General features: G+C 68.0%; 27 protein-coding genes and 4 pseudogenes. 18 read left to right on the top strand and 13 right to left on the bottom strand.

Features of this window, described 5'->3' with window-relative positions:
* Positions 1-8: 8 nt before the first annotated feature.
* The 3 genes and pseudogenes from I1A62_RS06710 to I1A62_RS06700 all read right to left on the bottom strand — a co-directional run bounded on the left by I1A62_RS06710 (position 9) and on the right by I1A62_RS06700 (position 1,462).
* A pseudogene (locus tag I1A62_RS06710) lies at positions 9-477 on the bottom strand (DUF4383 domain-containing protein).
* A gap of 265 nt (positions 478-742) precedes the next feature.
* Entirely contained in the window at positions 743-892 is a 150-nt protein-coding gene (locus I1A62_RS46090; protein ID WP_257890497.1) for a hypothetical protein, read from the bottom strand.
* A gap of 267 nt (positions 893-1,159) precedes the next feature.
* A complete protein-coding gene (locus tag I1A62_RS06700; RefSeq protein ID WP_219454926.1) occupies positions 1,160-1,462 on the bottom strand; it encodes a DUF4193 domain-containing protein in 303 nt (100 codons plus the stop codon).
* Between the two features lie 465 nt (positions 1,463-1,927).
* On the opposite strand from I1A62_RS06700, the gene I1A62_RS06695 reads away from it, so the two are divergent.
* The 6 genes from I1A62_RS06695 (at position 1,928) to I1A62_RS06670 (ending at position 4,728) form a co-directional block, all read left to right on the top strand.
* On the top strand, positions 1,928-3,376 hold the full coding sequence (locus tag I1A62_RS06695) for a wax ester/triacylglycerol synthase family O-acyltransferase (RefSeq protein ID WP_219455162.1): 1,449 nt from the start codon (positions 1,928-1,930) through the stop codon (positions 3,374-3,376).
* A 72-nt stretch (positions 3,377-3,448) separates the two neighbouring features.
* Complete coding sequence (locus tag I1A62_RS06690; RefSeq protein WP_219454924.1) at positions 3,449-3,661, top strand: hypothetical protein; 213 nt, start codon at positions 3,449-3,451, stop codon at positions 3,659-3,661.
* 70 nt (positions 3,662-3,731) lie between these two features.
* Positions 3,732-3,890, top strand: a complete 159-nt coding sequence (locus I1A62_RS06685) for a hypothetical protein (protein WP_219454923.1) — start codon at positions 3,732-3,734, stop codon at positions 3,888-3,890.
* Positions 3,891-3,954: 64 nt separating this feature from the next.
* The gene (locus I1A62_RS06680; RefSeq protein ID WP_219454921.1) at positions 3,955-4,095 is read left to right on the top strand and encodes a hypothetical protein; all 141 of its coding nucleotides are present in this window, start codon (positions 3,955-3,957) and stop codon (positions 4,093-4,095) included.
* 20 nt (positions 4,096-4,115) lie between these two features.
* Positions 4,116-4,457, top strand: a complete 342-nt coding sequence (locus tag I1A62_RS06675; protein WP_219454919.1) for a hypothetical protein — start codon at positions 4,116-4,118, stop codon at positions 4,455-4,457.
* 49 nt (positions 4,458-4,506) lie between these two features.
* Complete coding sequence (locus I1A62_RS06670; RefSeq protein ID WP_219454918.1) at positions 4,507-4,728, top strand: DUF1931 family protein; 222 nt, start codon at positions 4,507-4,509, stop codon at positions 4,726-4,728.
* Between the two features lie 235 nt (positions 4,729-4,963).
* Here the strand turns inward: I1A62_RS06670 and I1A62_RS06665 are convergent, their stop codons facing one another.
* From I1A62_RS06665 to I1A62_RS06655, 3 genes are read right to left on the bottom strand one after another with little or no spacing between them, the layout of a single operon-like run.
* On the bottom strand, positions 4,964-5,356 hold the full coding sequence (locus tag I1A62_RS06665; RefSeq protein ID WP_219454916.1) for a hypothetical protein: 393 nt from the start codon (positions 5,354-5,356) through the stop codon (positions 4,964-4,966).
* Between the two features lie 58 nt (positions 5,357-5,414).
* Positions 5,415-5,588: a hypothetical protein gene (locus tag I1A62_RS06660; RefSeq protein ID WP_157234240.1), complete on the bottom strand. Its 174-nt coding sequence runs from the start codon at positions 5,586-5,588 to the stop codon at positions 5,415-5,417.
* An 11-nt stretch (positions 5,589-5,599) separates the two neighbouring features.
* Positions 5,600-5,968, bottom strand: a complete 369-nt coding sequence (locus tag I1A62_RS06655) for a hypothetical protein (RefSeq protein ID WP_219454914.1) — start codon at positions 5,966-5,968, stop codon at positions 5,600-5,602.
* 244 nt (positions 5,969-6,212) lie between these two features.
* On the opposite strand from I1A62_RS06655, the gene I1A62_RS46085 reads away from it, so the two are divergent.
* Positions 6,213-6,341 carry a hypothetical protein gene (locus I1A62_RS46085; protein WP_257890496.1) on the top strand — a complete coding sequence of 43 codons (129 nt, stop codon included), beginning with the start codon at positions 6,213-6,215 and terminating at the stop codon, positions 6,339-6,341.
* Here I1A62_RS46085 and I1A62_RS06650 read toward each other — a convergent pair.
* A complete protein-coding gene (locus tag I1A62_RS06650; RefSeq protein ID WP_219454068.1) occupies positions 6,330-7,436 on the bottom strand; it encodes an IS630 family transposase in 1,107 nt (368 codons plus the stop codon). The genes I1A62_RS46085 and I1A62_RS06650 overlap by 12 nt on opposite strands.
* A 78-nt stretch (positions 7,437-7,514) precedes the next feature.
* A pseudogene (locus I1A62_RS06645) lies at positions 7,515-8,844 on the bottom strand (IS701 family transposase).
* 339 nt (positions 8,845-9,183) lie between these two features.
* Between I1A62_RS06645 and I1A62_RS06640 the strand changes: the two are divergent.
* From I1A62_RS06640 to I1A62_RS06615, 6 genes and pseudogenes are all read left to right on the top strand, one after another.
* Positions 9,184-9,441, top strand: coding sequence for a hypothetical protein (locus tag I1A62_RS06640; RefSeq protein WP_219454911.1), 258 nt, complete (start codon positions 9,184-9,186; stop codon positions 9,439-9,441).
* Positions 9,438-9,665, top strand: a complete 228-nt coding sequence (locus I1A62_RS06635; protein WP_219454910.1) for a hypothetical protein — start codon at positions 9,438-9,440, stop codon at positions 9,663-9,665. Before I1A62_RS06640 ends, I1A62_RS06635 begins: the two co-directional genes overlap by 4 nt.
* A 218-nt stretch (positions 9,666-9,883) precedes the next feature.
* Positions 9,884-10,153 carry a hypothetical protein gene (locus I1A62_RS06630; protein ID WP_219454908.1) on the top strand — a complete coding sequence of 90 codons (270 nt, stop codon included), beginning with the start codon at positions 9,884-9,886 and terminating at the stop codon, positions 10,151-10,153.
* Positions 10,154-10,729: 576 nt separating this feature from the next.
* Entirely contained in the window at positions 10,730-10,987 is a 258-nt protein-coding gene (locus I1A62_RS06625; protein ID WP_007300001.1) for a Rho termination factor N-terminal domain-containing protein, read from the top strand.
* A 275-nt stretch (positions 10,988-11,262) separates the two neighbouring features.
* Positions 11,263-12,420 (top strand): glutamate--cysteine ligase, encoded by a 1,158-nt coding sequence (locus I1A62_RS06620; RefSeq protein WP_219454906.1) that lies wholly within the window; start codon positions 11,263-11,265, stop codon positions 12,418-12,420.
* 70 nt (positions 12,421-12,490) lie between these two features.
* Positions 12,491-12,964: pseudogene (locus I1A62_RS06615) on the top strand (thiamine pyrophosphate-requiring protein); the annotation flags it as partial.
* A gap of 51 nt (positions 12,965-13,015) precedes the next feature.
* On the opposite strand, the gene I1A62_RS06610 reads toward I1A62_RS06615, so the two are convergent.
* Together I1A62_RS06610 and I1A62_RS06605 are read right to left on the bottom strand one after the other, a co-directional pair.
* On the bottom strand, positions 13,016-14,065 hold the full coding sequence (locus I1A62_RS06610; RefSeq protein WP_257890495.1) for a UPF0158 family protein: 1,050 nt from the start codon (positions 14,063-14,065) through the stop codon (positions 13,016-13,018).
* 408 nt (positions 14,066-14,473) lie between these two features.
* Complete coding sequence (locus tag I1A62_RS06605; protein ID WP_219454905.1) at positions 14,474-15,118, bottom strand: TetR/AcrR family transcriptional regulator; 645 nt, start codon at positions 15,116-15,118, stop codon at positions 14,474-14,476.
* Positions 15,119-15,181: 63 nt separating this feature from the next.
* Here I1A62_RS06605 and I1A62_RS06600 point away from each other — a divergent pair, with 63 nt between their 5' ends.
* Positions 15,182-15,607, top strand: coding sequence for a nuclear transport factor 2 family protein (locus I1A62_RS06600; RefSeq protein ID WP_219454903.1), 426 nt, complete (start codon positions 15,182-15,184; stop codon positions 15,605-15,607).
* Positions 15,604-16,533 (top strand): SDR family oxidoreductase, encoded by a 930-nt coding sequence (locus I1A62_RS06595; protein WP_257890494.1) that lies wholly within the window; start codon positions 15,604-15,606, stop codon positions 16,531-16,533. The genes I1A62_RS06600 and I1A62_RS06595 overlap by 4 nt, the downstream gene beginning before the upstream one ends.
* Here the strand turns inward: I1A62_RS06595 and I1A62_RS06590 are convergent.
* Both I1A62_RS06590 and ltrA (I1A62_RS06585) read right to left on the bottom strand, forming a co-directional pair.
* Positions 16,511-17,410: pseudogene (locus I1A62_RS06590) on the bottom strand (IS3 family transposase); the annotation flags it as partial. The gene I1A62_RS06595 and the pseudogene I1A62_RS06590 overlap by 23 nt on opposite strands.
* 112 nt (positions 17,411-17,522) lie before the next feature.
* Positions 17,523-18,980: a group II intron reverse transcriptase/maturase gene (gene ltrA, locus I1A62_RS06585; RefSeq protein ID WP_219454896.1), complete on the bottom strand. Its 1,458-nt coding sequence runs from the start codon at positions 18,978-18,980 to the stop codon at positions 17,523-17,525.
* A gap of 846 nt (positions 18,981-19,826) precedes the next feature.
* On the opposite strand from ltrA (I1A62_RS06585), the gene I1A62_RS06580 reads away from it, so the two are divergent.
* The 3 genes from I1A62_RS06580 (at position 19,827) to I1A62_RS06570 (ending at position 22,811) form a co-directional block, all read left to right on the top strand.
* A complete protein-coding gene (locus tag I1A62_RS06580) occupies positions 19,827-20,447 on the top strand; it encodes a helix-turn-helix domain-containing protein (RefSeq protein WP_219454901.1) in 621 nt (206 codons plus the stop codon).
* Between the two features lie 91 nt (positions 20,448-20,538).
* Positions 20,539-21,999: a DDE-type integrase/transposase/recombinase gene (locus I1A62_RS06575; protein WP_219454899.1), complete on the top strand. Its 1,461-nt coding sequence runs from the start codon at positions 20,539-20,541 to the stop codon at positions 21,997-21,999.
* Positions 21,996-22,811, top strand: a complete 816-nt coding sequence (locus tag I1A62_RS06570; protein ID WP_219454898.1) for an ExeA family protein — start codon at positions 21,996-21,998, stop codon at positions 22,809-22,811. The genes I1A62_RS06575 and I1A62_RS06570 overlap by 4 nt, the downstream gene beginning before the upstream one ends.
* Positions 22,812-23,089: 278 nt before the next feature.
* On the opposite strand, the gene ltrA (I1A62_RS06565) is transcribed toward I1A62_RS06570, so the two are convergent.
* Positions 23,090-24,547 carry a group II intron reverse transcriptase/maturase gene (ltrA, locus tag I1A62_RS06565; RefSeq protein ID WP_219454896.1) on the bottom strand — a complete coding sequence of 486 codons (1,458 nt, stop codon included), beginning with the start codon at positions 24,545-24,547 and terminating at the stop codon, positions 23,090-23,092.
* Positions 24,548-24,967 lie beyond the last annotated feature (420 nt).

Below are 24,967 nucleotides of genomic sequence, written 5' to 3'. Positions count from 1 at the left end.
ATCTTCGATCACGGTGTCGCGGTGGCCGGCCCTGTGGTGCGCAGCCGCGGCAGCAGCAGGCCGAGGACGACCATCCCCAGCCCGAGGACCAAGTGCAGCCAGTTGTCCGCGGTGTTGACCGGCACGAAGTTCGCGCTGCTGTCCTGGTCGATGACCAGCCCGTAGAGCCACAGCACCAGGTAGATGATGCCGCCGGCAACGAGGAAACCCTTCGCGGAGGTGGCGATGCGAGCCGACGCGATCCCGGCGACCCCGAACAGCAGATGCACGAGGTTGTGCAGGATGGACACCTGGAAGAGGCCGAGCAGTGCGGCCGCGGAATGATGGCCGGCGAAGGTGAGCGTGTCGTAGTCGGTGGTCACCCCCGGGGATGAACCCGAGCACCCCGACCACCAGGAACACCGTACCCACCAGCAGGGCCGCCGCCTGGACCGGGGCGGCGAACAGGAAACCACGCTGGGCAGGTTGTGCGGACATCGCCGAACCTCCGTGTCCCGATCGGAAGGTGGACTCATCGGAGAAGCCACTGACCGGAATACCCGAGAGCCCGAACCCGAACCCCACGCCCCCAAGTCCGGGGGGCGGACCGGGGGACCCAATTCCGGTGGTGGGTCCGGCAGCGCCGGGGTGGGAGCGCCGAGCAACGAGTTGAGCCAGGTCAGTGCCTCGATGAGGGCGGTGACCCGCCTCGGAGTCGGGTTCGCGTGCGGCGGCGCCCAGGTGCACCCGGGCGGCGGCGGGGTCACCGGCCAGCAGGGCCAGCACACGACCGCGCCACCCGGGCCTGCCGCGGGGGCAGCTGCCGGGCATCGACGACCTGCCCACCGCCGGTGCGGACCTCGAGGACGAACGCCTCCCCCTCCGCGGCCGGGCCCAGCCGGGCCACCGCCACGTCGGGGCGATCGCCCCGTCAGCCAGGTCAGCACCCCGCCGTAACAGCTCCCGGGCCCCGGGACGATGTCGGGCGGTGCCGCCAGCGAGGACAGCTCCCGGCCCAGCGCCGCGGACCGGTGTTCGGACGCCAGCGTGAGCAGATGGCCGGCCACCTCCGCCTCCGGGCGGAACCGACCCTCGAGATCGGACCCCATAAATGCCGGGTACCCCAGTCGCTGTCGCGAACACACCGCTGCGATGAGCATCTGCACGCTGCGGTGGGTGTCTAGTCCGCGCAGTCCCGGCACAGCAGTTGCGCACCGTCGGGATGCGCGAGCCGGCTGCGGTGGTGAACCAGGAAGCAACTGGTGCAGGTGAATTCGTCGGTCTGCTTCGGCACCACCCGGACGGTAAGCTCCTCGCCGGACAGGTCGGCGCCGGGCAGTTCGAAGGATTCGGCGGTGTCGGTGTCCTCGACGTCGACGACCGCCGAGCGATCGTCCCGGCGCCGGGTTGTCAGTTCCTCGAGTGAATCGTCACCGACCTCGTCGGGTCCGGCGGTGCGGGGTGCGTCGTAGCCGGTGGCCATCCCTGTTCCTCATGCTCGGGTGTTCGCCGCAGCCAGGATAAGGGCGTGCCCGCCGCGCCCACCGCTTCGGTCCCGCGTCGCTGCCCGCCGCACGTGGGTACGTCAGCCCCGCACGATCCGGCGGCACCGAAACCGGACAAACCGTCCGAATTCGGGCCTGTGATGTTACGCACCGCGCCGTCCGGGTTGCGCGGCGAGCCGAGCCGGGGGACGGCCCGGGCGCATCCGCGGTGCGGCGCGCGTTTCGGCATTCGCACTGGTGACACCGGGTGTCAAAACCGTGCTGGACGGACGTTCAAGTAGCACAACTCGGGCGGTCTGCTGTACAAATGATGTCAACGACACCTACTTGTGACTCATCTCACACCTGTTTGTGATGTGGGTTCACGGATGACCGTTTGTTGTGCAACCGCCGGCCCGGACCCCGCCGGTGGGCGCACCCGGGGAGAAATGGGTTCTGTGCCGATGTTGTTGCCGATGTCGCCGACCGATGCGTTGTTTCTGCTGGGGGAATCCCGCGAGCATCCGATGCACGTGGGTGGGCTGGCGGTGTTCACCCCGCCCGAGGGCGCCGACGCCGGGGCGGTGCGGGAGATGTTCGAGGCCGCTATCGACGACGAGCAGGTCGCACCATTGTTCCGTAAACGTGCTCGCCGGTCGCTGACCTCGCTGGGTCAGTGGGGCTGGGACACCGCCGGGGACGTCGACCTCGGTCATCACGTCCGCCGGGACGCGCTGCCCCGGCCCGGGGGTTCCGAGGAGCTGTTGACCCTGGTCTCCCGGCTGCACGCCACCCTGCTGGATCGGTCCCGGCCATTGTGGGAGATGCACCTGATCGAGGGCCTGGCCGACGGCCGGTACGCGGTCTACACCAAGATCCACCACGCCCTCGCCGACGGCGCGTCGGCGATGACCCTGCTGCGGCGCAGCATGACCGAGGATCCGGACCGCCGCGGCATGCCCGCCCCCTGGCAACCCACCCGCGGCGAGGACGCCCGCGCCCGGCTGAGCACCCCCGCCACCGGGAACCCGCCCGGCGCCCTGACGTCCATCCCGAATCCACTGGCCCTGCCCCGACAGGCGCTGCGGACCGCCCGCGACATGGCCGCCGAGATCGCCGGTCTGGCACCGGCGGTGGCCGCGGCAGTGGAGCGGGCCCGCCGCACCCAGGGCGGCCCATGGGCGCTGAACGCCCCGCACACCGTGCTCAACGTCCCGATCGGCGGGGCCCGGCACTTCGCCGCCCGCTCCTGGCCGCTCGAACGGGTCCGTCTGCTCGCCAAACACGCCGACGCCACCGTCAACGACATCGTCCTCGCCCTGTGCGCCGGGGCGCTGCGCCGGTTCCTCGACGGGCTGGGCGCGCTGCCGGCCGATCCGCTGATCGCGATGGTCCCGGTCAACCTCCGCGGCCCCGCGGCCGGGGCGGACCGCGACGGGGCGGATCGGGCTGCCGGGAACCGGGTCGCGATGCTGATGTGCAACCTGGCCACCCACCTGCCCGACCCCGCGCACCGGCTCGAGACCATCCGCACCTGCATGCGCGAGGGCAAGGCGGCGCTGCGGGCCATGAGCCAAACCCAGGCACTCGCGCTGAGCGCCCTCGGCGCCGTCCCGATGGGGTTGGAACTGCTCACCGGCCGCCGCGGTCCGCAGCGGCCGCCGTTCAATCTGGTGATCTCCAACGTCGCCGGACCGTCCACCCCGCTGTACTGGAACGGCGCCCGACTCGACGCCCTGTATCCGCTGTCCATCCCGCTCACCGGGCAGGCACTGAACATCACCTGCACCAGCACCGACGACCAACTCGTCTTCGGGCTCACCGGTTGCCGGAAGGCCGTGCCGAACCTGCACCCGATGCTCGACCACCTGCACACCGAACTCGACGCCCTCGACGCCGTCGTCGGCCTCTGACCCCGCCGCAGCGGCGACGAACCACCGATCGACCGATTCACCGCACCAGATCCGGGAGAAGGGACACCGTCCATGCACCCCACCACCACCCTGACCGGTCCCCGCACCGCCGACGTGGACCGCATGCGCCCGGCCGGGCGGCTGCGGGCCGGCGCGGTGATCGGCGCCGTCGCCGCGGCCTGTGTGACCGGCCCGGCCTGGGCGGTCACCGGATCGGCCGGGTCGGGCGCCGTCATCGCCGCCGCCACCCTGGCCGCGGTCACCGCCGCCGCCCTCATGATCTGAATACCTCACGAGCTGAACACCACTGATACCGAGAACAATTCGCCGGACCCAGGAAGGTAGGACACCCGTCATGAGTGTCACCGCCCATCGAACATCCACCACCGGTGCCCGGACCGCCGCGATCAGTACCGCCGAGATCAAGGCCCGGCTCGCCGCCATGTTCGCCGACGCACCTCCCGACGATCCGGATCGGGGGTCCCCGGCGGTGACGCCGACACCACCCCATTGATCTGCGCCCGACCGTTCGTATCGGCCACCGATCCGGCCGCATCTCCGAGGAGGAACCTGCTCTCGTGAACACCAACGTCGCCCTGCTGCTGCTCGTTCTCGCCGGCGGAATCGGCGGCACCGCCGCCGTCCAGGCTGCCCTGACGCGTCCCGCCGGTCGCCGCCGCGGCCGCGGCCGCGCGGTTCCGTTCCACCCCGGCGGCTGAGGATCGGGGGAGGACACCCGATGGGAGTGATCGGCGCCGCTCGCACCCTGTTGCGGGTGCAGTACGAGATCGTCCGGGCCCCGATGTCCGTCCTCGACCAGGCCGTGCTGCCGGTCGTCTTCGACGACGGCGCCCCGGCCCGGTTGGCCTGCGAGCACCTCCTGGTCGGCTGTGACCGCGCCGCCGCCCGCTGGCTCGCCGACACCCCCGCGGCCGCCCGCGCGGACCGGCTGCGCCGGCGCAGCGCCCCGACCCGCTACGGCATCGCCCGCGGCCGCCGCCGGACCCACCTGGCCACCGACGCGGCCCTGGCCAGGCACCGGGCCCGGTTCGAACAACGACGCCGCCACACCGCCATCTGACCGGGCACACACGCCGAGGCTTCGGCCGAAGGGCGACGTTCTCCCCGAGATGTGGACACCGGCTGACCTGGTCGGCGGGCTGGCCGTCACCCCGGCCCGCACGTTCACCGTGACCGCACCGGGACTGACCCGGCCCGGGCCCGCGCACTGGGAGACCGTCCGCGCCACCTGTATCTGTGATCCGCCCGGACCACACCCGGTGACCGGCGCATTCGGTCGACGACGCCGGAACATTTTCGGCACTGTGGGTGTGAACTCCGGTTGCGGATAGTCGACCGCCGTGAGGAGAGGGTTGCCATGGTTCTTCCACGTCCGGTACGTGGGCGCCGGTACTGGGAGCAGCAGGTCTTCACCGAGCAGCACACCCAGCGACGTACCGACACCTCTCCCCCGCCTGCAGAAAGCCCGGCCTCGCTGGTCGCCCATTACCACCGCGGCCGGACGAACGAGGACTGCATTGTCTGCGACGGTGTCGAGCACGCAGATCGGCCGCCGTCCTCGAGGGGTCAGGGGCACACGGGTACGACCAGGGTGTAGATCTGCTGCGTCTGCTCCGGGGTGGGTGCGGTGCCCCGGTTCTCGGCCAGCTCTGCGATCGTCGCGAGGACGGTCTGCTCGTCGACGCCGTTGGCGAGGTCGATGCAGGGTTCGATGGCGATGTGTTCGATCGACGCGTCGTTGCGGTCAACCGCCAGGTCCGGGTATCGGGCACGGAACATGGCGACGAAAGCGTTGAGGTCGGCATGGTAGCGGGCCATCACCGCGGCCCGGTCCATATCCTCCACGGCACCGGTGGTCTCGGAGGTGGCCGTGGTTGCGTCGGGATCGGTATCGGAGCTGCAGGACACCAGCGCACCGACCGTGGCCGCGGCGAGACCGATTACACGGGCGGACTTCATGACCGCAGGCTAGTGCGTAACCCCGGGCAACGGCAGGCCCAGCCGACGGAAGACGGGATCAGCCGTTGATCGGTTCGCCGATCGCGACAGGTCCGGGGCAACCCGGGGTGGCGCACTCGTACAGGTCGGTCTCGATCAGCACGCCGCCGAGGCTGGCATAGACGTAGTGCCGGAACGCGGCCTGACCGCACGTCACACAGTCCTGATCGATCTGAATCCACTCGCCTCCCATGGGTTTGAATCCTAAGCTAAGCGGATGCGACGGCCCAGCGGCCGGTCGGTGCGTGGATTGACGGGCGACGAAGCCCACCCCCGGCAGGTACGGGTCAGCCGGCCGGGGAGGATTTCCGGCCGTAAGTCGATCGTGCCGGACAGCATTCCTGCGGGAAACCCACTGCGAAGGCGATTACTCGGGTCGGCGGGCGGCTTCTCGTCCTTCCTCGACCCCGCGGACGAAGTATCAAGCCCGAACTCACGACCACCGCGGTCGTTGACACCGGCTCTCACGCGCTGGCCGAACCATCGCAGCGCCCCCAGCTCCACCATCGCCTCGCCCGCGCCGAGTTCCCCGTTGTCGCCCTCGACCGCAGCACCCGCCGACGGAGTGCTCATCGGGATCCGCCGGATCGGAACCGCGGACGCCTTCGCGAACTGGTCGGCGCCGCCCGCGCCTCCGGCCAGGTGGTATCCGGCGCCGGTGGCGGCGGCGAGCTCGCCGGGAGGACCCGCTGGGTTAGGGCCCGGGTGTGGGCATCCGGTCCCAGACGACTCTGGTGACTCGTAGGACGGACCGGGCCAGGCGCAGCGGCGTAATCAGGCCCCGGTTCCATTGCGGTACCACCACCATGAGGGACACATGATGCCCGAGCGTGGGCAGCACCGCGTGGACGGAGTGCTCGTAGTTCTTGTCGACTACCTACCCGTCGAACCGGTCCTGCATCTGCCGGCCGAGCAGCTCGTCGACGTCCTGGCCCTAGTGTCCTGAGTCGTTGTTCAGTTGATTAATCCGCGTGCAGTAGTTGGCGAGGTTGTCCAGGATTTCGTCCGCGGTTTTGGTCCACACGAAGGGTTTTGGATCGTCGTTCCATGCGTCGATCCAGGCTTGGACGTCGGTCTCGAGTTCTTTCACGCTGCGGTGGGTGGATCGGCGGAGTTTGCGGCTGGTCAGCTCGCCGAACCAGCGTTCGACGAGGTTCAACCAGGAACCGCTGGTCGGGGTGAAATGCAGATGGAACCGCGGGTGGGCGGCCAGCCAGGTCTTGATCGCCGGGGTCTTGTGGGTGGCGTAGTTGTCACAGATCAGGTGCAAGTCCAGCTCGGCGGGGGTGTTCTTGTCGATGGTCTTGAGAAACCGGAGGAACTCCTGATGGCGGTGTCGTCGCTGGTGCTGGCCGATGACCTTGCCAGTGGCGATGTCGAGGGCGGCGAAAAGGCTTGTGGTGCCGTGGCGGATGTAGTCGTGGGTCTTGCGGCCCGGTACGCCGGGCATCATCGGCAGCATCGGGGCGGTGCGGTCCAACGCCTGCATTTGCGATTTCTCGTCCACGCACAGCACCAGTGCCTTGTCGGGCGGGGCGAGGTAGAGGCCGACGATGTCGCGGACCTTCTCGATGAACTGTGGATCGGTGGACAACTTCCAGGTGTCCACCAGATGCGGCTTGAGGCCGAAAGCGCGCCAGATACGGGAAATCGCGGTCTGGGACATGCCGGTGGCCCGGGCCATCGACCGGGTCGACCAGTGCGTGTCCCCGTTCGCCGGCGTCTCCTCCAGGGTCTTGACGATCACCGTCTCGACCTGCTCGTCGGTGATCGTGCGAGCCGCACCCGGCCGCGGCTCGTCCGCCAGGCCCGCCAGTCGATCCTTGACGAACCGGGCCCGCCACTTGGACACCGTCTGCGGCCAGATCCCCAGTCTCGCAGCGACATCCTTGTTCGTCACGCCCTCCGCGCACGCCAGCACGATCTTCGCCCGCAGCGCCAACGCCTGCGACGTCTTCGCGCGTCGAGCCCAACCCAGCAGCGTGTCACGCTCGACATCGGACAGAACCAATTCCGCCTTCGGGCGACCAGAAAATGCCATTACCCGATGCTACCAACATATTCAACGGATCAATAACTCAGGACACTAGTAGTACTTTGTTAGGTGGGGAAGGTGTGGTCACAGAGTGGGCAGGTACCGATCCAACGGGCAAGTGCGCGTTGGAGTTCGCGGAGAACGGCGTAGAGGCTCAGTCCTGCCCAGCTGCTTTTGGGTCGGTGAGCCGGAGGGTGGTGAGGAATAGGTGAGCGGCGGTGACCAGGGTGGCGTGGTGATGCCAGCCCAGCCAGGAACGACCCTCGAAATGATCCAGCCCGAGACCGGTTTTCAGCTCCCGGTAATCGTGCTCGACGCGCCAGCGGAGTTTCGCCAGGCGCACGAGTTCTTTCAGTGGGGTCTCGGCGGGCAGGGTGGAGAGCCAGTAGTCGGTCGGCTCGTCGGCGCCGGCGGGCCACTCGGCGAGCAACCAGAGCTCGGGCAGGGTGCCGTCGTCGGCGCGGGGAATGTCGCGGTTCGCCGGGCGGATGCGCAGCGCGGCGAACCGCGAGCGCATCGCCGCGGTCGGATTGGTCAGGTCGGCCTTGCTGCCGCGGCGCCAGGTCACCGTCCGCAGGGCCTTCCGTCCGGCGGCCAGGACCAGGTCCTTGCAGCTGGCGGCCGGTCCCGGGTAGCGCGGGGCCGGTTGCCGTCCGCGCCCGCTGTAGGGAGGTGTCTCGGGGACTGCGTCGCCGGGAAAGGCGCTGGTGGACCCCTTGACGGCGACGACGTAGTCGATGCCCCGCTCGGTCAGCGATTCCCGGAAGGCGGTGGTGTCGCCGTAGCCGGCGTCCGCGACCACGACCGGCGGGATCCGGCCCCACTCGATCAGCTCGTCGATCATCTCGATCGCCATTTCCCACTTTGTGCGGTGATGCTCCGCGTCGGGGATCGCGGACCGGCGCCTGCGGGCGGTGATCGCCGCGACCGCATCGGGATCGGTGGTGGACCGATCGTCCCAGCTCTGCGGCAGGAACAGTCGCCAGTCCAACGGGGCCGACGCGTCATCGGTGGCGGCGTGCACGCTGACCGCGATCTGGCAGTTGCCGACCTTGCCGAGGGTGCCCGAGTACTGACGGGCCACACCCGGCGAGCGGTCGCCGTCCTTGACGAACCCGGTGTCGTCGACGACCCACGCATCCGGGGCGATCAGACCGCACGCTTTGCGGGAGAGGGTTTTCCGTACCGGAACCACGTCCCACGGCGAGGTCGTCACGAACTGCTGCAACTGTTGATGGTCGACCTGCAACCGCTCCGCCATCGGCTGCATCGACTTCCGACGCCCGTCGAGCATCAACCCGCGCGCATACAGCCCGGCCTTCGCCCGCTGATCCTTCCGTGCCAGCGACGAGAACACCTCACCGACAAACGTATCCAACTGTTCCCCGACCCGGGCGAGAGCGGCTGTATCCATGCCCGCATGCTCTCGAGAAAACCACGAAAACTCGAGCCGACACGCCGAGCTAACAAAGTACTACTAGCCGACGTCCTGAACGACCCTTCCTCCCACAGACCGAGCTCGCGACCCGCTGGCCTGCATCGGCATTGCCTTCGACCGAACTCGACCACCGTCACGGTGGGGGTCTTGGTCGTTCGCCCAGGTGACGACATGCCGGTGATGCGATACAACGGAACCCGACACGGCTTGTGACCCAAAGCACAGTGCTGCTGGTCCGGTGACCCGGTGACCGGCCGGTGTCCACTCGCCCGGTATTCGGGTGGGTGGTCTCCGGAAGTGCCAAGGGAGAAGGGAATGCGCATGCTCATCTCGGCGAAACTCGGAGTCTTCCCTGCTCGCGGTGACGGCGGTGGCACCGCGGCGACGACCAGAACCCTCCCGGCGGCGCCGCCGGTCTCCGTTGGTGCGGTGATCAAGGCCCGGATAGCGGCGATGGTCGTGGGCGACCGTATCCGGCCCGGGGAGGTCGTCCTCGACGTCCTGGGCAGCGTCGACTCCCCACCGCTCGGTCAGCGGACCGGACGGGGCGGGGCGGGGCGGGGCGTGAGATGACAATCGTGCCGGACGGCGGGGCCGTCGACCGCGGTGATCGGCAACGGCATCCGATCCGGGACGAACCCGACCCGCGCCTCAGCGCGGACGAGACGATCCAATGGCCCGACCCGAGTCCGCTGGAGGGATGGTGGCGACGCGTCATGTCCCGCCGACCACCCCAGACGCACCCGGCACCGCACCCGAGCCGGGCGACCGGGGACACCGCCGAAACCGCACCCTGATGCCCGCACGGTGGAAGATCGCAGCTCGCTCGCCCGGTGCGAATCGGGTATCCCAAGTTGCCGACCCCGGAAGCCCGCGGCTGCGGGTGGCACCTCGGCAACGATGACCCGCTGCTCACGGCTCGACTGGTCCCCGCGGTGCACGCCGGCAGCCGACGACCTGCTCGCGCCCGCTGTACTTGCACCACATGGCATTTCAAGGAAGGTGGTACCCCCGTTTGACCTGGATACTCTGGATCGGCGCCTTGTTGGTGACGGGCGGTTGCGTTGCCCGGCTCAGCGGTCGGGCCACGGCCGCGGGGATCCTCTACTCGGCCGCCGCACTGACCTTCGTCGTCGTGATCTGGGAAACGACCCGATCACCCCTGTCGGAGACATTCATCGTCACGGCCGTCCTCGCATTTCTTGCCACCCTCGTTCTGGTGGCCCTCACCGTCATCCCGGACCGACCACGGGAATCGAACAGCCGCACCTCACCTGGCCCGTGACACCCGATCGCGTTGGTGGCCGCGGGTCGAGGCGAGATCGCTTCAAATCGCCGAGGTCAGCGGACGGATGACCCCGATCCGGCTGAAGTGCGGCGCGCGCCGGATCCCTGACTGGTGAATGCGGCGGGACCGGGTCCGCCAGCAGGAGACAGATTCGACACCGAGACCGCCCTCAGATGAGTGCCCGAACCCGCGTGTGCCGCCACACAGTTGAGTTCTGTCTCGCTGCCTCCGAGGCAGCGAGACGGACGATTGGGCTGCGTAGAGTGGATCGATCCGTTTCGGTGACTCACGCGTTCGCCCGTCCGCCCCGGGTGAATCGATTCGCCCACGCCATCACGTTTGTCCAACCCGCCCCTGCACTGAGTCCGGCCCGTACCCACGGCGCGGCACCGAAACCAATCTGGACGCCGCAAACCGGCAAGGTCCGTCGACCACATCGATCAGTACCTGCAGCAGAGCACACAAGGTGACTTGCCCCCTGCTGTGGTCGACCACCGAATCCTGTGCCCAATCGGTACAGGTATCGCGATTCGGGTACCCGGTGAGGGGCAAGCGATTCGAGGAGGAAACACGATGCCGCGGTCATCGATCAAGGACGAGAAGGTGTACCAGGAGGTACGGAAGGACGGCGCGTCGAAGGAGAAGGCCGCGCGGATCGCGAATGCGGCCGCCAACCGCGGCCGCTCCGACGCCGGCCGTCGGGGCGGAAAGTCGTCATCGTATGAGGACTGGACCGTTGAGGAGCTGAAGAAGAAGGCGAAAGAGGTCGGCTTGTCGGGGTATTCATCCAAACGGAAGAACGAGTTGATCGACGCACTACGCAACCACTGATTCCGCCGGACGACGACCGCAACATACGTCCCATCTGCGTCGGGCTCGAGGAAACGCCCAAACTGCGGCGTCCGGTGTCCACGTGGGGAAATTCTCATCGCCGTGGAACCGTCTGACCCCCGTTAAGGAGAGTCGGCGGGTCCGGCCATCCAGCAGATTTCATCGTTGCCCGAACACATTCGATCCTCGGTCTCACTACGAGGAACGTGGGCGGTGTCACCGCTTGGCGCCAGGTCGGATGCGGATGGAGTCGGGTCTCGGACGAGAGGCTCACGATGGCAACCACCACCGTGCCGACGAAGCCACGCCGCGATGAAATACCCACCCTCGGCGTGGAGGAGGAATTCGTCCTCGTCGATCCACATACCGGCCGACCCAGCCTGAGCAACACCGACGTCATCGCTTCCGGTCGCGAGCTCGGCATCACCCTTCAACCGGAGCTGTCACGCTGTCAGATCGAAACCGCCACCTCGATCGGCACGCACATCCGGGATCTGCGTGACCAATTGTGCGAGTTCCGTGCCGTGACCGCCGACGCGGCCGCCCGCACCGGGTGTCAACTCCTCGCCGTCGGCACCCCGATGTACAGCCCGCCCCACGACTCGATCACCGACACACCCCGACATCGGCGGATCGCCGAACAATTCGGAGCGCTCGCGACCGGCGTGATGTGCGGATGCCACGTACACGTCGGGGTGCCAGGTCGTGAGCAGGCGATACAGATAATCAACCATCTACGACCGTGGTTGCCCACGCTGCTGGCGCTCACCGCGAACTCCCCCCTTGCCGACGGCTGCGACACCGGCTACGCCAGCTGGCGATACATCCTGTTCGGGCATTGGCCCAGTGCAGGGCCGCCCCCGTATTTCGACTCCGCGGCACACTACGATGCCGCGCTCGCGAAGATGTTCGAGAGCGGCGCGATCCTCGACAACCGCATGGTCTTTTGGGACGTGCGGGCCGCGGATCATCCGCCGACCGTGGAGGTCCGCATCAGCGACGTCCCCGCCACCATCGGAGAAACCATGACCCTGACCACCTTGGTGCACGCGTTGGTCATCACCGCCGCGGACGCGATCGAGCGCGGCACACCGGCACCGACGGTGGATCACGAGGCGCTGCGCGGGGCGTGCTGGCGGGCGGCCCGCGACGGGCTGAGCGGGCACGGTTTCGATCTGACCACGATGGGTCTGGTACCCGCACCCCGGCTGATCTACCAACTGCTGACCCACGTCAAGCCCGTTCTCGTGGAACTGGGTGAGTGCGGGCAGGTCACCGGGTCGTTGGCGGCGGTCCTCGAGCACGGCAACGGCGCCATCCGGCAACGCCGAACCCTGGCCCGTCACGGCAGGGTCGCCGACGTGATCGCTGAATGTGCACGCCGTACCTTCGAAGGATGCCTGACCGAACCGGACGATGCGCTGCCGCTCTGACCGTCCACGCCTCGATTCAGTGGGCATCGGCATTCCCAGGTGGGAGGTCGTATACGTGAAGCGTTGAGCGCCCTGGGTCACCGGATCCATCGGCCTGCTGGGTACCCGCCCGTCCTACGAGATGATGACCGGCTGCGACACCCTGCTGACCATCGGCTCGTCCTTCCCCTCCAGCCAGTTCCTGCCCGCGTACGGGCAGGCCCGCGGAGTGCAGATCGACATCGACGGCCGCATGATCGCGATGCGCTACCCCAACGAGGTCAACCTGGTCGCCGGCGCGAAAACCGTGCTGCGCGCCCTGGTCCCCCACCTGACCCGTCAGGACGATCGGTCCTGGCGGGAAGAGATCGAAGCGAACGTGGCCTGCTGGTGGGAAACGAGGGATATGCAATCCCAGGTGGACGCGGACCCGGTCAACCCCCTGCGGCTGTTCGCCGAACTGTCCCCCCGGCTGCCCGACGATGCGATCGTCACCGCCGACTCCGGGTCGTCCGCGAACTGGTACGCCCGCCAGTTGCGGTTCCGCGGGAACATCCGCGGCTCACCGGTCGCTGTCGCGTGAGAGGGAGACAGGTGGCACGGCGTGGGATGCCCGTCAGCCCACGCGGATCCCGTTGTCGGCGAGGAACTCGCGGGCCCGACCCAGTTGGCGATCGGTGGCGAAGGTGTACCACTGTTCGGCGAGGCTCTCCTGGTGGACGAGGTCCCGGAATCGGCCGAACGCACCCTTGCCCTCGATCGCTTGCTCCAACCGCTCCCGCAGCGCCGAATCGTGTTGCCGCTGCGCGAAGGCCGCCATGTCCCGCCACCCGTCCCGCGAGCCGGTGCGGTCGAACCGGAGCCAACGGTCGGGCTCGGCCTCCACGTCGACGGCGGCGTCCTCGCCGACCATCGCCGGATCAGTGCTGCTGGCGTCGTACACCTGTCCGGTGCGCAGGTCGAGGTAGCCACCGGTGGACATGCCCAGATCCCCCTCCAATTCGGCACCGAGCATCTCGAGGTCGACCGGCGCCACCCGCCCGGCCAGCGGCTCGCCGCGCAGACACGCGAGCAGGTCCTGCGCCAGCACCTCGTCACCCGCACCGGCGCGCCAGGTCAGCCGATTGATGACCGACACCGCCACCGGTTCGGCCTGCTCCCGGTGCTGCCTCAGTGCCATCGGCAGTCCGGCGCCCACCTGTTGCAGAGCGTCATCGACGTCACGGCCGCGCACCGCGCCCAGGAAGCGGGCGGCATCTGCTGCCGCGATGGCGGCGCGCAGCTCGGACACCTCGAGCGAGGGCACCTGCTCCATTCCGGGCCACGCGTGCAGCAGCATCGGATGCGGCCCGCTGGGTCTGCGTGGTGCTCGGCTCTGTCCGTCGTCGTCGGACCACCGGCGTCCGTACTGATCCGGGATCGCGCCCCATCCCCGGTACGGCAGAGGCTTGCCGGGCGTGATCCCCAGCACTTCCAGGGGGTCGACGTTGTCGTCGCCGATCACGCAGCGGTGGGTCCAGTCATCGCCCAGGTCGAAGGTGAGCTGGAACTCCGCCCCTGGCCCCAGCAGGCGAGCGACCTTGGCCGACTCGATGTCCACCGCCTCGGTGATCGGGCCGCCGAGCGACTCCACCATCTCGGCGCCGGTCTCGGTGTCGGTGACCATGCGTCCATCGGCGAGGGTGAACATCGACAGGTGCGAGCGGTCCCACCGGGCGAAGGCGTCGTTGATCGCATTCGCGAGATCCAGGAAGGTGTGCGACGGTCCGACCGCGAAGACGCGTGGGTGTGGTCACCTGAGTAGGCCCCAGTTCCTCGCCGCGCCCGCCGAGCAGCTCCACCGTCACCGACAACCACGTTCGTGCCATTCCTCGAGGATGGCAGGCGGGCCGCGGCGCCGCCTGCTCGCAGTCGCAAACCCCGCACCGCGCTTCACCGCTAGCGGATCCATGTCCGGGCGGATTCTTGGAGCCCGAACCCGAGCCCCCGGCGGACCACTGGGTCGGTGACCCCTGTTGCCTGCAGCTGCGGAGCCCGGTTTGGGTTCGGTGTCAATGGTGGGAATGGATGCCCGTCAGTCGGACGGGGGCAGCAACTGTGCGGCCATGCCGCGATAGATGAACTCGGCGTACTGTTCCACGCTCCAGTGTCGGGCGAGGACGAGCAGCTCGTAGATTTCGGGCGCGGTGTAGGTGAACAGCACGTCGCGGGCATGTTCGAGCGAGATCGTCGGTGGCAGGTGGCTGCTGAGGCGTCGCGCGTTGTGTGTCATCCGGGCGAGGCGTTGGGTATTGATGTCGTCGAGCAGTGTGGCCATGTCCGGGTCGGTCGCTGCGGCGTCGCGGACGAGCCGGATGATCGGCGTCACCGCGGGTGCAACCTCGGTGGCCAGGGTTGCCCAATTCCGAAGCACGACCTCGGGGTCGGGCTCGGAGGCCGACATGTGGTCGGAACGCTGTGGTGCCGGCACGGGGCCGGTTCCGGTCAGTGCCGCGGCCTGGATCTCGCGGATCAGGCCGGGTTTGCCACCGAACGTCTTGTAGATCGTCTCGACCGAGACGTCCGCTGCGGTGGCGATCGCCGCCACGGTCGTGGCGGCGTAGCCATCACGCAGGAACATCTCCCGCGCGACGTCGAGCACCTTCTGCTGGCGCATTCGCGCCCGGCTGCGTCGGAGGCTGGCGTCGTAGCGTCGCGGAGTCTTGACTGGGTCGGTCATCGGGGCGGATACTCCTCATATTGGATACACCACACTGTATCTAAACAGTTGACGGAGTGCGAGATGCCGACACTTGAGCCCGACCCGACCCTGGCGATGCTCCGCCGACTCGAAAACGCGGTCAACGCACATGATCTCGACGCAGTGGTGGACTGCTTCGCGTCGGACTATCTCAACGAGACGCCGGCGCATCCGGCGCGCGGATTCACCGGCCGCGAGCAGGTGCGACGCAACTGGACGGAAATTTTCGGCGGCGTGCCCGATCTACGGGCCAGGGTGCTGCGCTGGGCGGTCGACGGCGACACCATCTGGGGTGAGTGGGAGATGGCCGGCACCCGCCGCGATGGGCGCCCGCATCTGATGCGTGGAGTGATCGTGTTCGGTGTCCGCGACGGCCGCGCGAAATGGAGTCGCTTTTACCTCGAACCGGTCGACGACTCGCCCGACGGAGTCGAGCCCACCGTCCACACGCAAGTCGGTGCCCGATGATCATCCTCGTCGCCGGCGGCACCGGCCGCCTCGGCTCGCTGGTCGTGCACCGGCTCGCCGCGCGCGGACACCGGGTCCGCGTCCTGACCCGCGATCCCGCAAGCGCCGCCGCGACCGGCCTCGCCGCCGAACGTGTACAGACCGTGACCGGTGACGTCCGTGATGCCACATCACTGCAACCGGCCGCGGACGGCGTGGACCTCGTCATCTCGGCGGTGCACGGACTGACCGGCCCGGGCCGGGTGACCCCGGCGTCGGTGGACCGCGACGGCATCATCAACCTTGTCGACGCCGCACGCGCCGCAGGTGCCGAGTTTGTTCTCGTCTCCGCTATCGGCACGACTGCCAACCATCCGATCGGCTTGTTTCGGATGAAGGCGGTCGCCGAACACTACCTGCACACCAGCGGCGTCCCGTGGACGATCGTCCGGTCGACCGCCTTCGCCGAGCTATACCTCGACCTTCTCGCGCAGTCCGCCGGTCGATCCGGTCGGCCGGTCATCTTCGGTCGCGGCGATAACCCGATCAACTTCGTTGCCACGGACGACGTCGCCGCGCTGATCGAACTGGCCGCACTCGACGCCAGCACCCGTGGCCAACTGTTCGAGATCGGCGGGCCCCGAAACCTCACATTCGTCGAACTTACGAAAATCCTCGGAAATCGGATCGGCGACAATGCTGTCCGCGCCCGGCATGTTCCTCGACTCGTGGTGCGCGCGCTCGCTGCGACCGGCCACCTCTGTCCGACCGCACCGGCGCGACTCGCCGAACTCGCCCTCTACATGGACACGGCCGACATGACATTCGACTCGTCGCCGCTGCACGACCGATACCCGCAACTCCCGGCGACCAACGTCGCAGAAGTACTCAGGGGCGTTCCCCCCGAGATGTGGACACCAATTCCTATGCGGCGGTGGCCAGCATAGCCGATCGCCGTTCGAACTCGACCGGGCAGATCTGGCCCAGGCTCGAATGCCTCCTTCTGGTGTTGTATCGCGTGATCCAACGGAAGACCGCAGCGCGTGCCTCACCCACACCGTTCCAGCGCTTCCGGCCCTGCAGCGTCTCCCGTTTCAGCGTCGCGTTCAGCGACTCGGCAGCCGCGTTATCCGCCGACGTCCCGACCGCGCCCCGCGATGTCGTCACCCCCAACTCACGACACAGGTCGGCGAACTCGGCCGACGCATACTGAGCCCCGTTGTCGGAGTGGAAAAGTGCCCCATCGAGCCCTGCGGCGCCGCGACAGGCCGCCGCCGCCCGCAACGCATCGGTGACCAACTCGGTACGCATGTGATCGGCGATCGACCACCCCGCCAACCGGCGCGAGCCCAGGTCCAGCACCGTCGCCAGATACAGAAATTCACCGTCACCCACCGGGAGGTAGGTGATATCGCCGACGTACTTGGTGTTCGGGGCACTCGCGGTGAAATCCCGCCGGATCAGGTCCGGCACCGGGGCCGCATCCGGGGCGGGGATAGTGGTGCGCACGGTCTTGCGCAGATGCACCCCGACGATCCCGTGCTCACGCATCACCCGCTCGACCCGCTTGTGATTGACCTCGATCCCGGCCTCGCGCAGTTCAGCGGTCACCCGCGGTGCCCCGTAGGTGCCGTCGGAATCGGCATGGATGGCGCGGATCCGCGCCGCCAGCTCCTCGTCCGCGCGGGCGCGGGCGGCCCGGGCCGGCGCGGAGGCCCGCCACCGGTAGAAACCCGAGCGGGAGACCTCGAGGATCTGGCACAGCCACTTCACCGGAACGGTGTCGCAGTGGTCGTCAACGAACTGAAAGCGGCTCACCAGTTCGTGAAAGTCGGCCCGGGGCGCGGTGGCCGCCTCGCGGCGACTCCGTCTCCCCGGACCGCTTCCCGAACCCGGCGTGCACCTTTCAATGCACCGGGCTCTCCACAAGACCCGTTCAGGCCGCGGTGTGTTCCTCGTTGGTGTCCGGCCAGGGTGAGGGGATGACCGTACCGCGGTAGCGGTAGCGGGTCGTGCCGATCTTCTCGAGATCGATCAGCTCCCGATGCTCACTGGCGGGCCACCATCCGCCGCCGCAATAGCGGCGGCGGAGCGTCTTCCAGGTCGACCGGGGGTGCTTTCGCCGTAGCCATCGCCACACCGTCTGCCACACATAGTGACTGAGATAGGAAAAGACCGCGGAGGACACCCCCGCCCGGAAGTAGCCGCACCATCCCCGCAGCGACGGATTCACCCGACGCAGCAGATCATCGAGCGGCTGATTGGTTACGACCTGTCGGCACAGCATCTTCACCTTCCGTTTGACGGCCAGCACTGCCTTCTTCGACGGATAGTTGTAGATGAAGTGCTGGCTGGTTCCGCGTTTGCGGTGCCGCTGGATGCGCCACCCGAGGAAGTCCAGCCCCTCGTCGATGTGGGTGATCAGGGTCTTGTCCGGTGACAGACGCAACCCGATCGTCGCCAGCACGGCGGCGACCTCCTCCCGGAGGGCCTCGGCGTCGGCCCTGGTGCCCTTGACCATCAGGCACCAGTCGTCCGCGTACCGGACAAGCCGAAAGTTCGGCAGGCCGCGACGACGCCGTTTGGCCCGCTCCAAGTTACTGGTGCGCCATCCGCCGGGAGCCTGGGCGATGTACTCGTCCAGCACCGACAGTGCCACGTTCGCCAGCAACGGCGAGAGGACTCCACCCTGCGGGGTTCCGGCGGCGGTGTCCTCCAACAGGCGATCCTCGGTGAGGATGCCCGCCTTGAGGAATGCCTTCACCAGGGCCAGGACACGGTTGTCCCCGATTCGACGACGCACCCGCCCCAGCAGGGCGGTGTGGTCGATCTCATCGAAACAGGCCTTGATGTCACCCTCGACGATCCAGTCATAGCATCGTGGTCTCGTCGTAAAATGGCGCACCTCGGCCACCGCATCGTGTGCCCGGCGCTTCGGGCGGAAACCGTAGGAACACGGCAGGAAATCCGCCTCGAAGATCGGCTCCAACACCAGCTTCAGCGATGCCTGGACCACCCTGTCCGCCACGCTCGGAATACCCAGTCGGCGACGCTTATGCGTCCCCGGCTTCGGAATCATCCGCTCGCGGACCGGCAGCGGGCGGAAGCTGCGGTTCTTGATGCTGCACCGCAACTCGTCGAGGAAATCCTCGACCCCGTCGACCGCCTCGATGGATCGGGCGGTACGCCCGTCCACCCCGGCGGTTCCGGCACCCTTGTTCCCGCTCACCCGATCCCACGCCACCAACAAGAACGCGGGATCGGACACGAGGTTGAACAGATCGTCGAACCTGCGATGAGGATCATCGCGAGCCCAACGGTGCAGCTTCGTCTGGATCTTCAGTACCCGTCGCTCCGCCTGATACAGGGCGTGCTCGAGTTCGTCGGTGTTCACCGGCGACCTTCCCTCCTGACCTTCCAGTCCTTCCACTGCATGTCTTGCTGGCCCCCTTCGCCCTGCGATCGCCTCTCGCGACCTCCACAGACGGGTCGTCACTCCCGCGACTACTACGGGGCCTCCGCCCCACCTCGCAGTGCTCGGCCGGACACGAACCTTCCACCCACGCCCGGCTGGCTACCGGGTGAGATGGCCGCACACACAAGGCGGTTCCCACGTTCACCAGGTGATCGATCGGTCAGGAGGCACCCAGCTGTACTCCGGCAGCATCGCCGCGCCTACGCCGCAGACATTCGGCGCGGCCTCCTCACCGCTCGAGACACACAGATTCGGAGTCGAAACCCGGGCCGAACAGCCCCCAGGTTCCGTGCGCTGCATACCGGCCCGATATCCACCAGGTTTGAGCCGGCTTCGCGTTTACGGAGCGTCCACCACTGGTTCGCTCACGCTGTACCTTCTGACCTTGCTCAGCGAGCCCGCACCGTCTGGTAGTTCCAGTACGACTCACCTTCGTCGGGGCCGCTTGCCACCCTTGACCGTCGTTCCCCGGCAAGGGCTGCCCCCAGCTTCACTCAGGCCGCTGCGACGACCCGAGGGAGGCGGTCTCTCACCACCTCTCGACCAACCCAGCGCCTCGTGGCGCACGTCTGTTGACCGTCTCTCTGGGTGACGACCACGGCATGCCCGTTCTTCACTGAGGGTGCCGATGGAGAATCGCGGTGATCGCAGGGGTTGATCTGCTTCGTGTGCATCGTCAGTGTGACGAGGAACTGACGGGTGCGCGGCACCCCGCGAAGTCTTGGCGGGCTGGCGGGGTGCCGCACTGTAGTGCTGGAGGCACTGATGGTGACGGTAGAGGCTGATCCTGTCCACGTCGAGTCCCGACTCGCGGCCGGGACGATCGGGTGCCCCGCGTGTGGGGACGGTGTGCTCGGCGGTTGGGGGTATGCCCGCGCTCGCCGGATCGTCGGGCTCGGTGATCGGCTGCGGCCGCGGCGAGCGCGGTGCCGGGCGTGTGCGGTGACCCACGTGTTGTTGCCAGCGGTTGTGCTGCTGCGCAGGGCGTATGCGGCGGAACTGATCTGGTCGGCGTTCACCTTGCGGGCGGAGGGCTGCGGGCATCGTCGGGTCGCCGCGGCCGTGGGGGTGCCGGCGACGACGGTGCGCGGCTGGCTGCGCCGGATCGAGGGGCGCATCGAGGTGGTGCGGTCGTGGTTTCTCGGTGTCGCGGTGCTGGCCGGGGTGGACGTGACGATTCCCGATACCACCGGTTGCCGGTGGCGGGATCTGCAGTGCGCGGTGGAGACCGCGTCCGCGGCGGTGAGATCTCGATTCGGTCCGGCCGGGTTCGTCGGCGCGGTGACGCCGGTGCGGGTAGCGGTCGTGGCCAGCGGTGGTCGCCTCCTCGCCCCGGGGTGGCCGTCGGCGGCGCCGGGGGTCGGACGCAACACCAGTCGCCCCTGACGCGGGTGGCGATGATCGGTGATCCTCGCGAAAGGACCCTGCCGGCAACACCTGTGCCGGCGGGGATTTCATCGAGAGGGGAACCGAGAAGATGTCGTTGGATGAGCACAAACGCCGGGAGCGGGCGCAGGCGATCGGATTGTTCCGGTATCGGCTGATCTGCCCGGCCCTGGACGAAGGATTGTCGACCAGGCAACGCGGCAAGCTGGTGCGCGAGATCGCCGCCGACACCCATGCCGACCCGTTCGGCACTCAGGTGCGGATCTCGCGGGAAACACTGGACCGCTGGATCCGCCGCTACCGCGGCGGCGGATTCGAGGCGCTGGTGCCCGAACCACGCCGACTGGCCGCGCGCACCGACACACAGGTGCTGGAGTTGGCGGCCTCACTCAAGCGGGAGAACCCCACCCGCACCGTCGCGCAGGTGGCACGGATCCTGCGCACCGCGACCGGGTGGACGCCCTCGGAATCGACACTGCTGCGCCATTTCCACCGGTTGGACCTGATGGGACCGGGCGCCGGCGAGCAGCCGACGGTGTTCGGGCGGTTCGAGGCCGCCGACCCGAACGAGCTGTGGTGCGGTGACGCCCTGCACGGCCCACGGATCGGAGACCGCAAGACCTACCTGTTCGCGTTCATCGACGACCACTCCCGGTTGCTGCCGGGCTATCGGTTCGGGTTCGCCGAAGACACCGTCCGGCTCGCCGCAGCCCTGAAACCGGCCCTGGCCGCGCGGGGTGTTCCCCGCTCGATCTACGTCGACAACGGCTCCGCGTTCGTCGACGCGTGGCTGCTGCGGGCCTGCGCGAAACTCGGGGTGCGGCTGGTGCACTCGACACCCGGACGGCCTCAGGGCCGAGGCAAGATCGAGCGGTTCTTCCGGACCGTCCGCGAGCAGTTCCTCGTCGAGGTCACCGACACCAGCAGCGAGGACCTCACCGCCGCCGGGGTCGGCCACGCGGCCGCACTGCTGGAGATGAACCGCCTGTTCACCGCCTGGGTCGAGACCGAGTACCACCGCCGCGTGCATTCGGAGACCGGGCAGAGTCCGCTGGCGCGGTGGCAGGACGGCTGGGACCGGCGCGGCCGCACCCCGGCGATGCCGACCGCCATCGATCTCACCGAGGCGTTCTTGTGGTCGGAGTACCGCACCGTCACCAAGACCGCGACCGTGTCACTGCACGCCAACGTCTATCAGGTCGACCCGGCCCTGGTCGGCCGCCGCGTCGAGCTGGTGTTCTCCCCGTTCGACCTGGAAACCCTCGAGGTTCGATACCGCGACAAGAGCTTCGGGACAGCGACACCGCACACCATCTCCCGGCATGCGCATCCCAAGGCGACACCGGAGATCACCGAGCCGGAGAAACCCACAGCGACGGGGATCGACTACCTCGCCCTGACCGCCGCCACTCACCACGAGCAGCTGCGCGGGAACGATCGCATCGGTTACCACGCCCTCTACGGCACCGACGAGAACCCGGACCCGCCGTCCCTCGACGATGACGGCCTCGACCACACACCCGCCGCCACCGACGACGAGGTGTCGGCATGAGTATCCAACGCCTGCAATCACATTGGGGTTTCACTCGGATGCCGTTCGGGCGAGACCTGGCCCCGGGGATGCTGCACCGCCACCCCGGTCACGGCGAGGCCGTCGCCCGAATCACCTGGTGCGTCGACCAACGCGCGATCGGGGTGATCACCGGTGAGGTCGGCGCCGGCAAGACCGTCGCCGTCCGCGCCGCCGCCGCGGCACTGGATCCGTCCCGGCATGTGATCATCTACCTGGCCAACCCCACCATCGGGGTGCGCGGCATGCTGGGGCACGTCGTCGCCGCGCTCGGGCACACCCCCGCCTTCCACACCGCCAGCCTCGCCCCGCAGGCGTCGGAAGCGCTCGCCACCGAACACGCTGAGCGGGGACGTAATCCGGTGCTCGTGATCGACGAATCACATCTTCTGGACAACCACCAGCTCGAAGCGATTCGCCTGCTCACCAACCATGAGATGGACTCCGGGTCCCCGTTCGTGGTCGTGTTGGTCGGCCAGCCCACCCTGCGGCACCGGCTCCGACTCGGTGTGCTCGCCGCGCTGGACCAGCGCATCGCCGTGCGCTACACGATCGCCGGGATGAGCGCAGTCGATACCGCGGACTACATCCGTCACCACTGTCGCATCGCAGGCCGCGACGACACCCTGTTCTCCGACGACGCGACCGGACTCATTCACAATGCCTCACGCGGACACCCGCGCGCGGTGAACAACCTCGCATTGCACGCGCTCACCGCTGCCTTCGCTGCCGACCACGCCATCGTCGACGAGAAGGCCGCCCGCATCGCCATCAGTGAGATCGCCGCGGACTGAACCCGACCCCCATCAACCCGACCACCACCACGTCAACCTGACGACCACCCCGTCACCACACCCACCACGGCCCCGCTCACCACCCCCGAGCGGGGCCGTTCTCACACCGCATCATCGTCAACCCCAATGACGCCGTCATCGTCACCTACAACGACGCGCAACACACGTGAAAGTCGGCCCGGGGCGCGGTGGCCGCCTCGCGGCGACTCCGTCTCCCCGGACCGCTTCCCGAACCCGGCGTGCACCTTTCAATGCACCGGGCTCTCCACAAGACCCGTTCAGGCCGCGGTGTGTTCCTCGTTGGTGTCCGGCCAGGGTGAGGGGATGACCGTACCGCGGTAGCGGTAGCGGGTCGTGCCGATCTTCTCGAGATCGATCAGCTCCCGATGCTCACTGGCGGGCCACCATCCGCCGCCGCAATAGCGGCGGCGGAGCGTCTTCCAGGTCGACCGGGGGTGCTTTCGCCGTAGCCATCGCCACACCGTCTGCCACACATAGTGACTGAGATAGGAAAAGACCGCGGAGGACACCCCCGCCCGGAAGTAGCCGCACCATCCCCGCAGCGACGGATTCACCCGACGCAGCAGATCATCGAGCGGCTGATTGGTTACGACCTGTCGGCACAGCATCTTCACCTTCCGTTTGACGGCCAGCACTGCCTTCTTCGACGGATAGTTGTAGATGAAGTGCTGGCTGGTTCCGCGTTTGCGGTGCCGCTGGATGCGCCACCCGAGGAAGTCCAGCCCCTCGTCGATGTGGGTGATCAGGGTCTTGTCCGGTGACAGACGCAACCCGATCGTCGCCAGCACGGCGGCGACCTCCTCCCGGAGGGCCTCGGCGTCGGCCCTGGTGCCCTTGACCATCAGGCACCAGTCGTCCGCGTACCGGACAAGCCGAAAGTTCGGCAGGCCGCGACGACGCCGTTTGGCCCGCTCCAAGTTACTGGTGCGCCATCCGCCGGGAGCCTGGGCGATGTACTCGTCCAGCACCGACAGTGCCACGTTCGCCAGCAACGGCGAGAGGACTCCACCCTGCGGGGTTCCGGCGGCGGTGTCCTCCAACAGGCGATCCTCGGTGAGGATGCCCGCCTTGAGGAATGCCTTCACCAGGGCCAGGACACGGTTGTCCCCGATTCGACGACGCACCCGCCCCAGCAGGGCGGTGTGGTCGATCTCATCGAAACAGGCCTTGATGTCACCCTCGACGATCCAGTCATAGCATCGTGGTCTCGTCGTAAAATGGCGCACCTCGGCCACCGCATCGTGTGCCCGGCGCTTCGGGCGGAAACCGTAGGAACACGGCAGGAAATCCGCCTCGAAGATCGGCTCCAACACCAGCTTCAGCGATGCCTGGACCACCCTGTCCGCCACGCTCGGAATACCCAGTCGGCGACGCTTATGCGTCCCCGGCTTCGGAATCATCCGCTCGCGGACCGGCAGCGGGCGGAAGCTGCGGTTCTTGATGCTGCACCGCAACTCGTCGAGGAAATCCTCGACCCCGTCGACCGCCTCGATGGATCGGGCGGTACGCCCGTCCACCCCGGCGGTTCCGGCACCCTTGTTCCCGCTCACCCGATCCCACGCCACCAACAAGAACGCGGGATCGGACACGAGGTTGAACAGATCGTCGAACCTGCGATGAGGATCATCGCGAGCCCAACGGTGCAGCTTCGTCTGGATCTTCAGTACCCGTCGCTCCGCCTGATACAGGGCGTGCTCGAGTTCGTCGGTGTTCACCGGCGACCTTCCCTCCTGACCTTCCAGTCCTTCCACTGCATGTCTTGCTGGCCCCCTTCGCCCTGCGATCGCCTCTCGCGACCTCCACAGACGGGTCGTCACTCCCGCGACTACTACGGGGCCTCCGCCCCACCTCGCAGTGCTCGGCCGGACACGAACCTTCCACCCACGCCCGGCTGGCTACCGGGTGAGATGGCCGCACACACAAGGCGGTTCCCACGTTCACCAGGTGATCGATCGGTCAGGGAGGCACCCAGCTGTACTCCGGCAGCATCGCCGCGCCTACGCCGCAGACATTCGGCGCGGCCTCCTCACCGCTCGAGACACACAGATTCGGAGTCGAAACCCGGGCCGAACAGCCCCCAGGTTCCGTGCGCTGCATACCGGCCCGATATCCACCAGGTTTGAGCCGGCTTCGCG

Source organism: Rhodococcus sp. USK10 (assembly GCF_019378875.1).
Classification (GTDB): domain Bacteria; phylum Actinomycetota; class Actinomycetes; order Mycobacteriales; family Mycobacteriaceae; genus Rhodococcus_F; species Rhodococcus_F pseudokoreensis.
The sequence above is the reverse complement of the archived record's forward strand: the minus strand, read 5'-3'. Positions and strand labels throughout refer to the sequence as shown.

Coding starts and splice junctions, on each gene's coding strand:
- I1A62_RS06700 (WP_219454926.1), bottom strand. CDS start 1,462: ATGGCCACCGGCTACGACGCACCCCGCACCGCCGGACCCGACGAGGTC.
- I1A62_RS06695 (WP_219455162.1), top strand. CDS start 1,928: ATGTTGTTGCCGATGTCGCCGACCGATGCGTTGTTTCTGCTGGGGGAA.
- I1A62_RS06690 (WP_219454924.1), top strand. CDS start 3,449: ATGCACCCCACCACCACCCTGACCGGTCCCCGCACCGCCGACGTGGAC.
- I1A62_RS06685 (WP_219454923.1), top strand. CDS start 3,732: ATGAGTGTCACCGCCCATCGAACATCCACCACCGGTGCCCGGACCGCC.
- I1A62_RS06675 (WP_219454919.1), top strand. CDS start 4,116: ATGGGAGTGATCGGCGCCGCTCGCACCCTGTTGCGGGTGCAGTACGAG.
- I1A62_RS06670 (WP_219454918.1), top strand. CDS start 4,507: ATGTGGACACCGGCTGACCTGGTCGGCGGGCTGGCCGTCACCCCGGCC.
- I1A62_RS06665 (WP_219454916.1), bottom strand. CDS start 5,356: ATGAAGTCCGCCCGTGTAATCGGTCTCGCCGCGGCCACGGTCGGTGCG.
- I1A62_RS06660 (WP_157234240.1), bottom strand. CDS start 5,588: ATGGGAGGCGAGTGGATTCAGATCGATCAGGACTGTGTGACGTGCGGT.
- I1A62_RS06655 (WP_219454914.1), bottom strand. CDS start 5,968: ATGAGCACTCCGTCGGCGGGTGCTGCGGTCGAGGGCGACAACGGGGAA.
- I1A62_RS46085 (WP_257890496.1), top strand. CDS start 6,213: ATGATGCCCGAGCGTGGGCAGCACCGCGTGGACGGAGTGCTCGTAGTT.
- I1A62_RS06650 (WP_219454068.1), bottom strand. CDS start 7,436: ATGGCATTTTCTGGTCGCCCGAAGGCGGAATTGGTTCTGTCCGATGTC.
- I1A62_RS06640 (WP_219454911.1), top strand. CDS start 9,184: ATGCGCATGCTCATCTCGGCGAAACTCGGAGTCTTCCCTGCTCGCGGT.
- I1A62_RS06635 (WP_219454910.1), top strand. CDS start 9,438: ATGACAATCGTGCCGGACGGCGGGGCCGTCGACCGCGGTGATCGGCAA.
- I1A62_RS06625 (WP_007300001.1), top strand. CDS start 10,730: ATGCCGCGGTCATCGATCAAGGACGAGAAGGTGTACCAGGAGGTACGG.
- I1A62_RS06620 (WP_219454906.1), top strand. CDS start 11,263: ATGGCAACCACCACCGTGCCGACGAAGCCACGCCGCGATGAAATACCC.
- I1A62_RS06610 (WP_257890495.1), bottom strand. CDS start 14,065: ATGGTCACCGACACCGAGACCGGCGCCGAGATGGTGGAGTCGCTCGGC.
- I1A62_RS06605 (WP_219454905.1), bottom strand. CDS start 15,118: ATGACCGACCCAGTCAAGACTCCGCGACGCTACGACGCCAGCCTCCGA.
- I1A62_RS06600 (WP_219454903.1), top strand. CDS start 15,182: ATGCCGACACTTGAGCCCGACCCGACCCTGGCGATGCTCCGCCGACTC.
- I1A62_RS06595 (WP_257890494.1), top strand. CDS start 15,604: ATGATCATCCTCGTCGCCGGCGGCACCGGCCGCCTCGGCTCGCTGGTC.
- I1A62_RS06580 (WP_219454901.1), top strand. CDS start 19,827: ATGGTGACGGTAGAGGCTGATCCTGTCCACGTCGAGTCCCGACTCGCG.
- I1A62_RS06575 (WP_219454899.1), top strand. CDS start 20,539: ATGTCGTTGGATGAGCACAAACGCCGGGAGCGGGCGCAGGCGATCGGA.
- I1A62_RS06570 (WP_219454898.1), top strand. CDS start 21,996: ATGAGTATCCAACGCCTGCAATCACATTGGGGTTTCACTCGGATGCCG.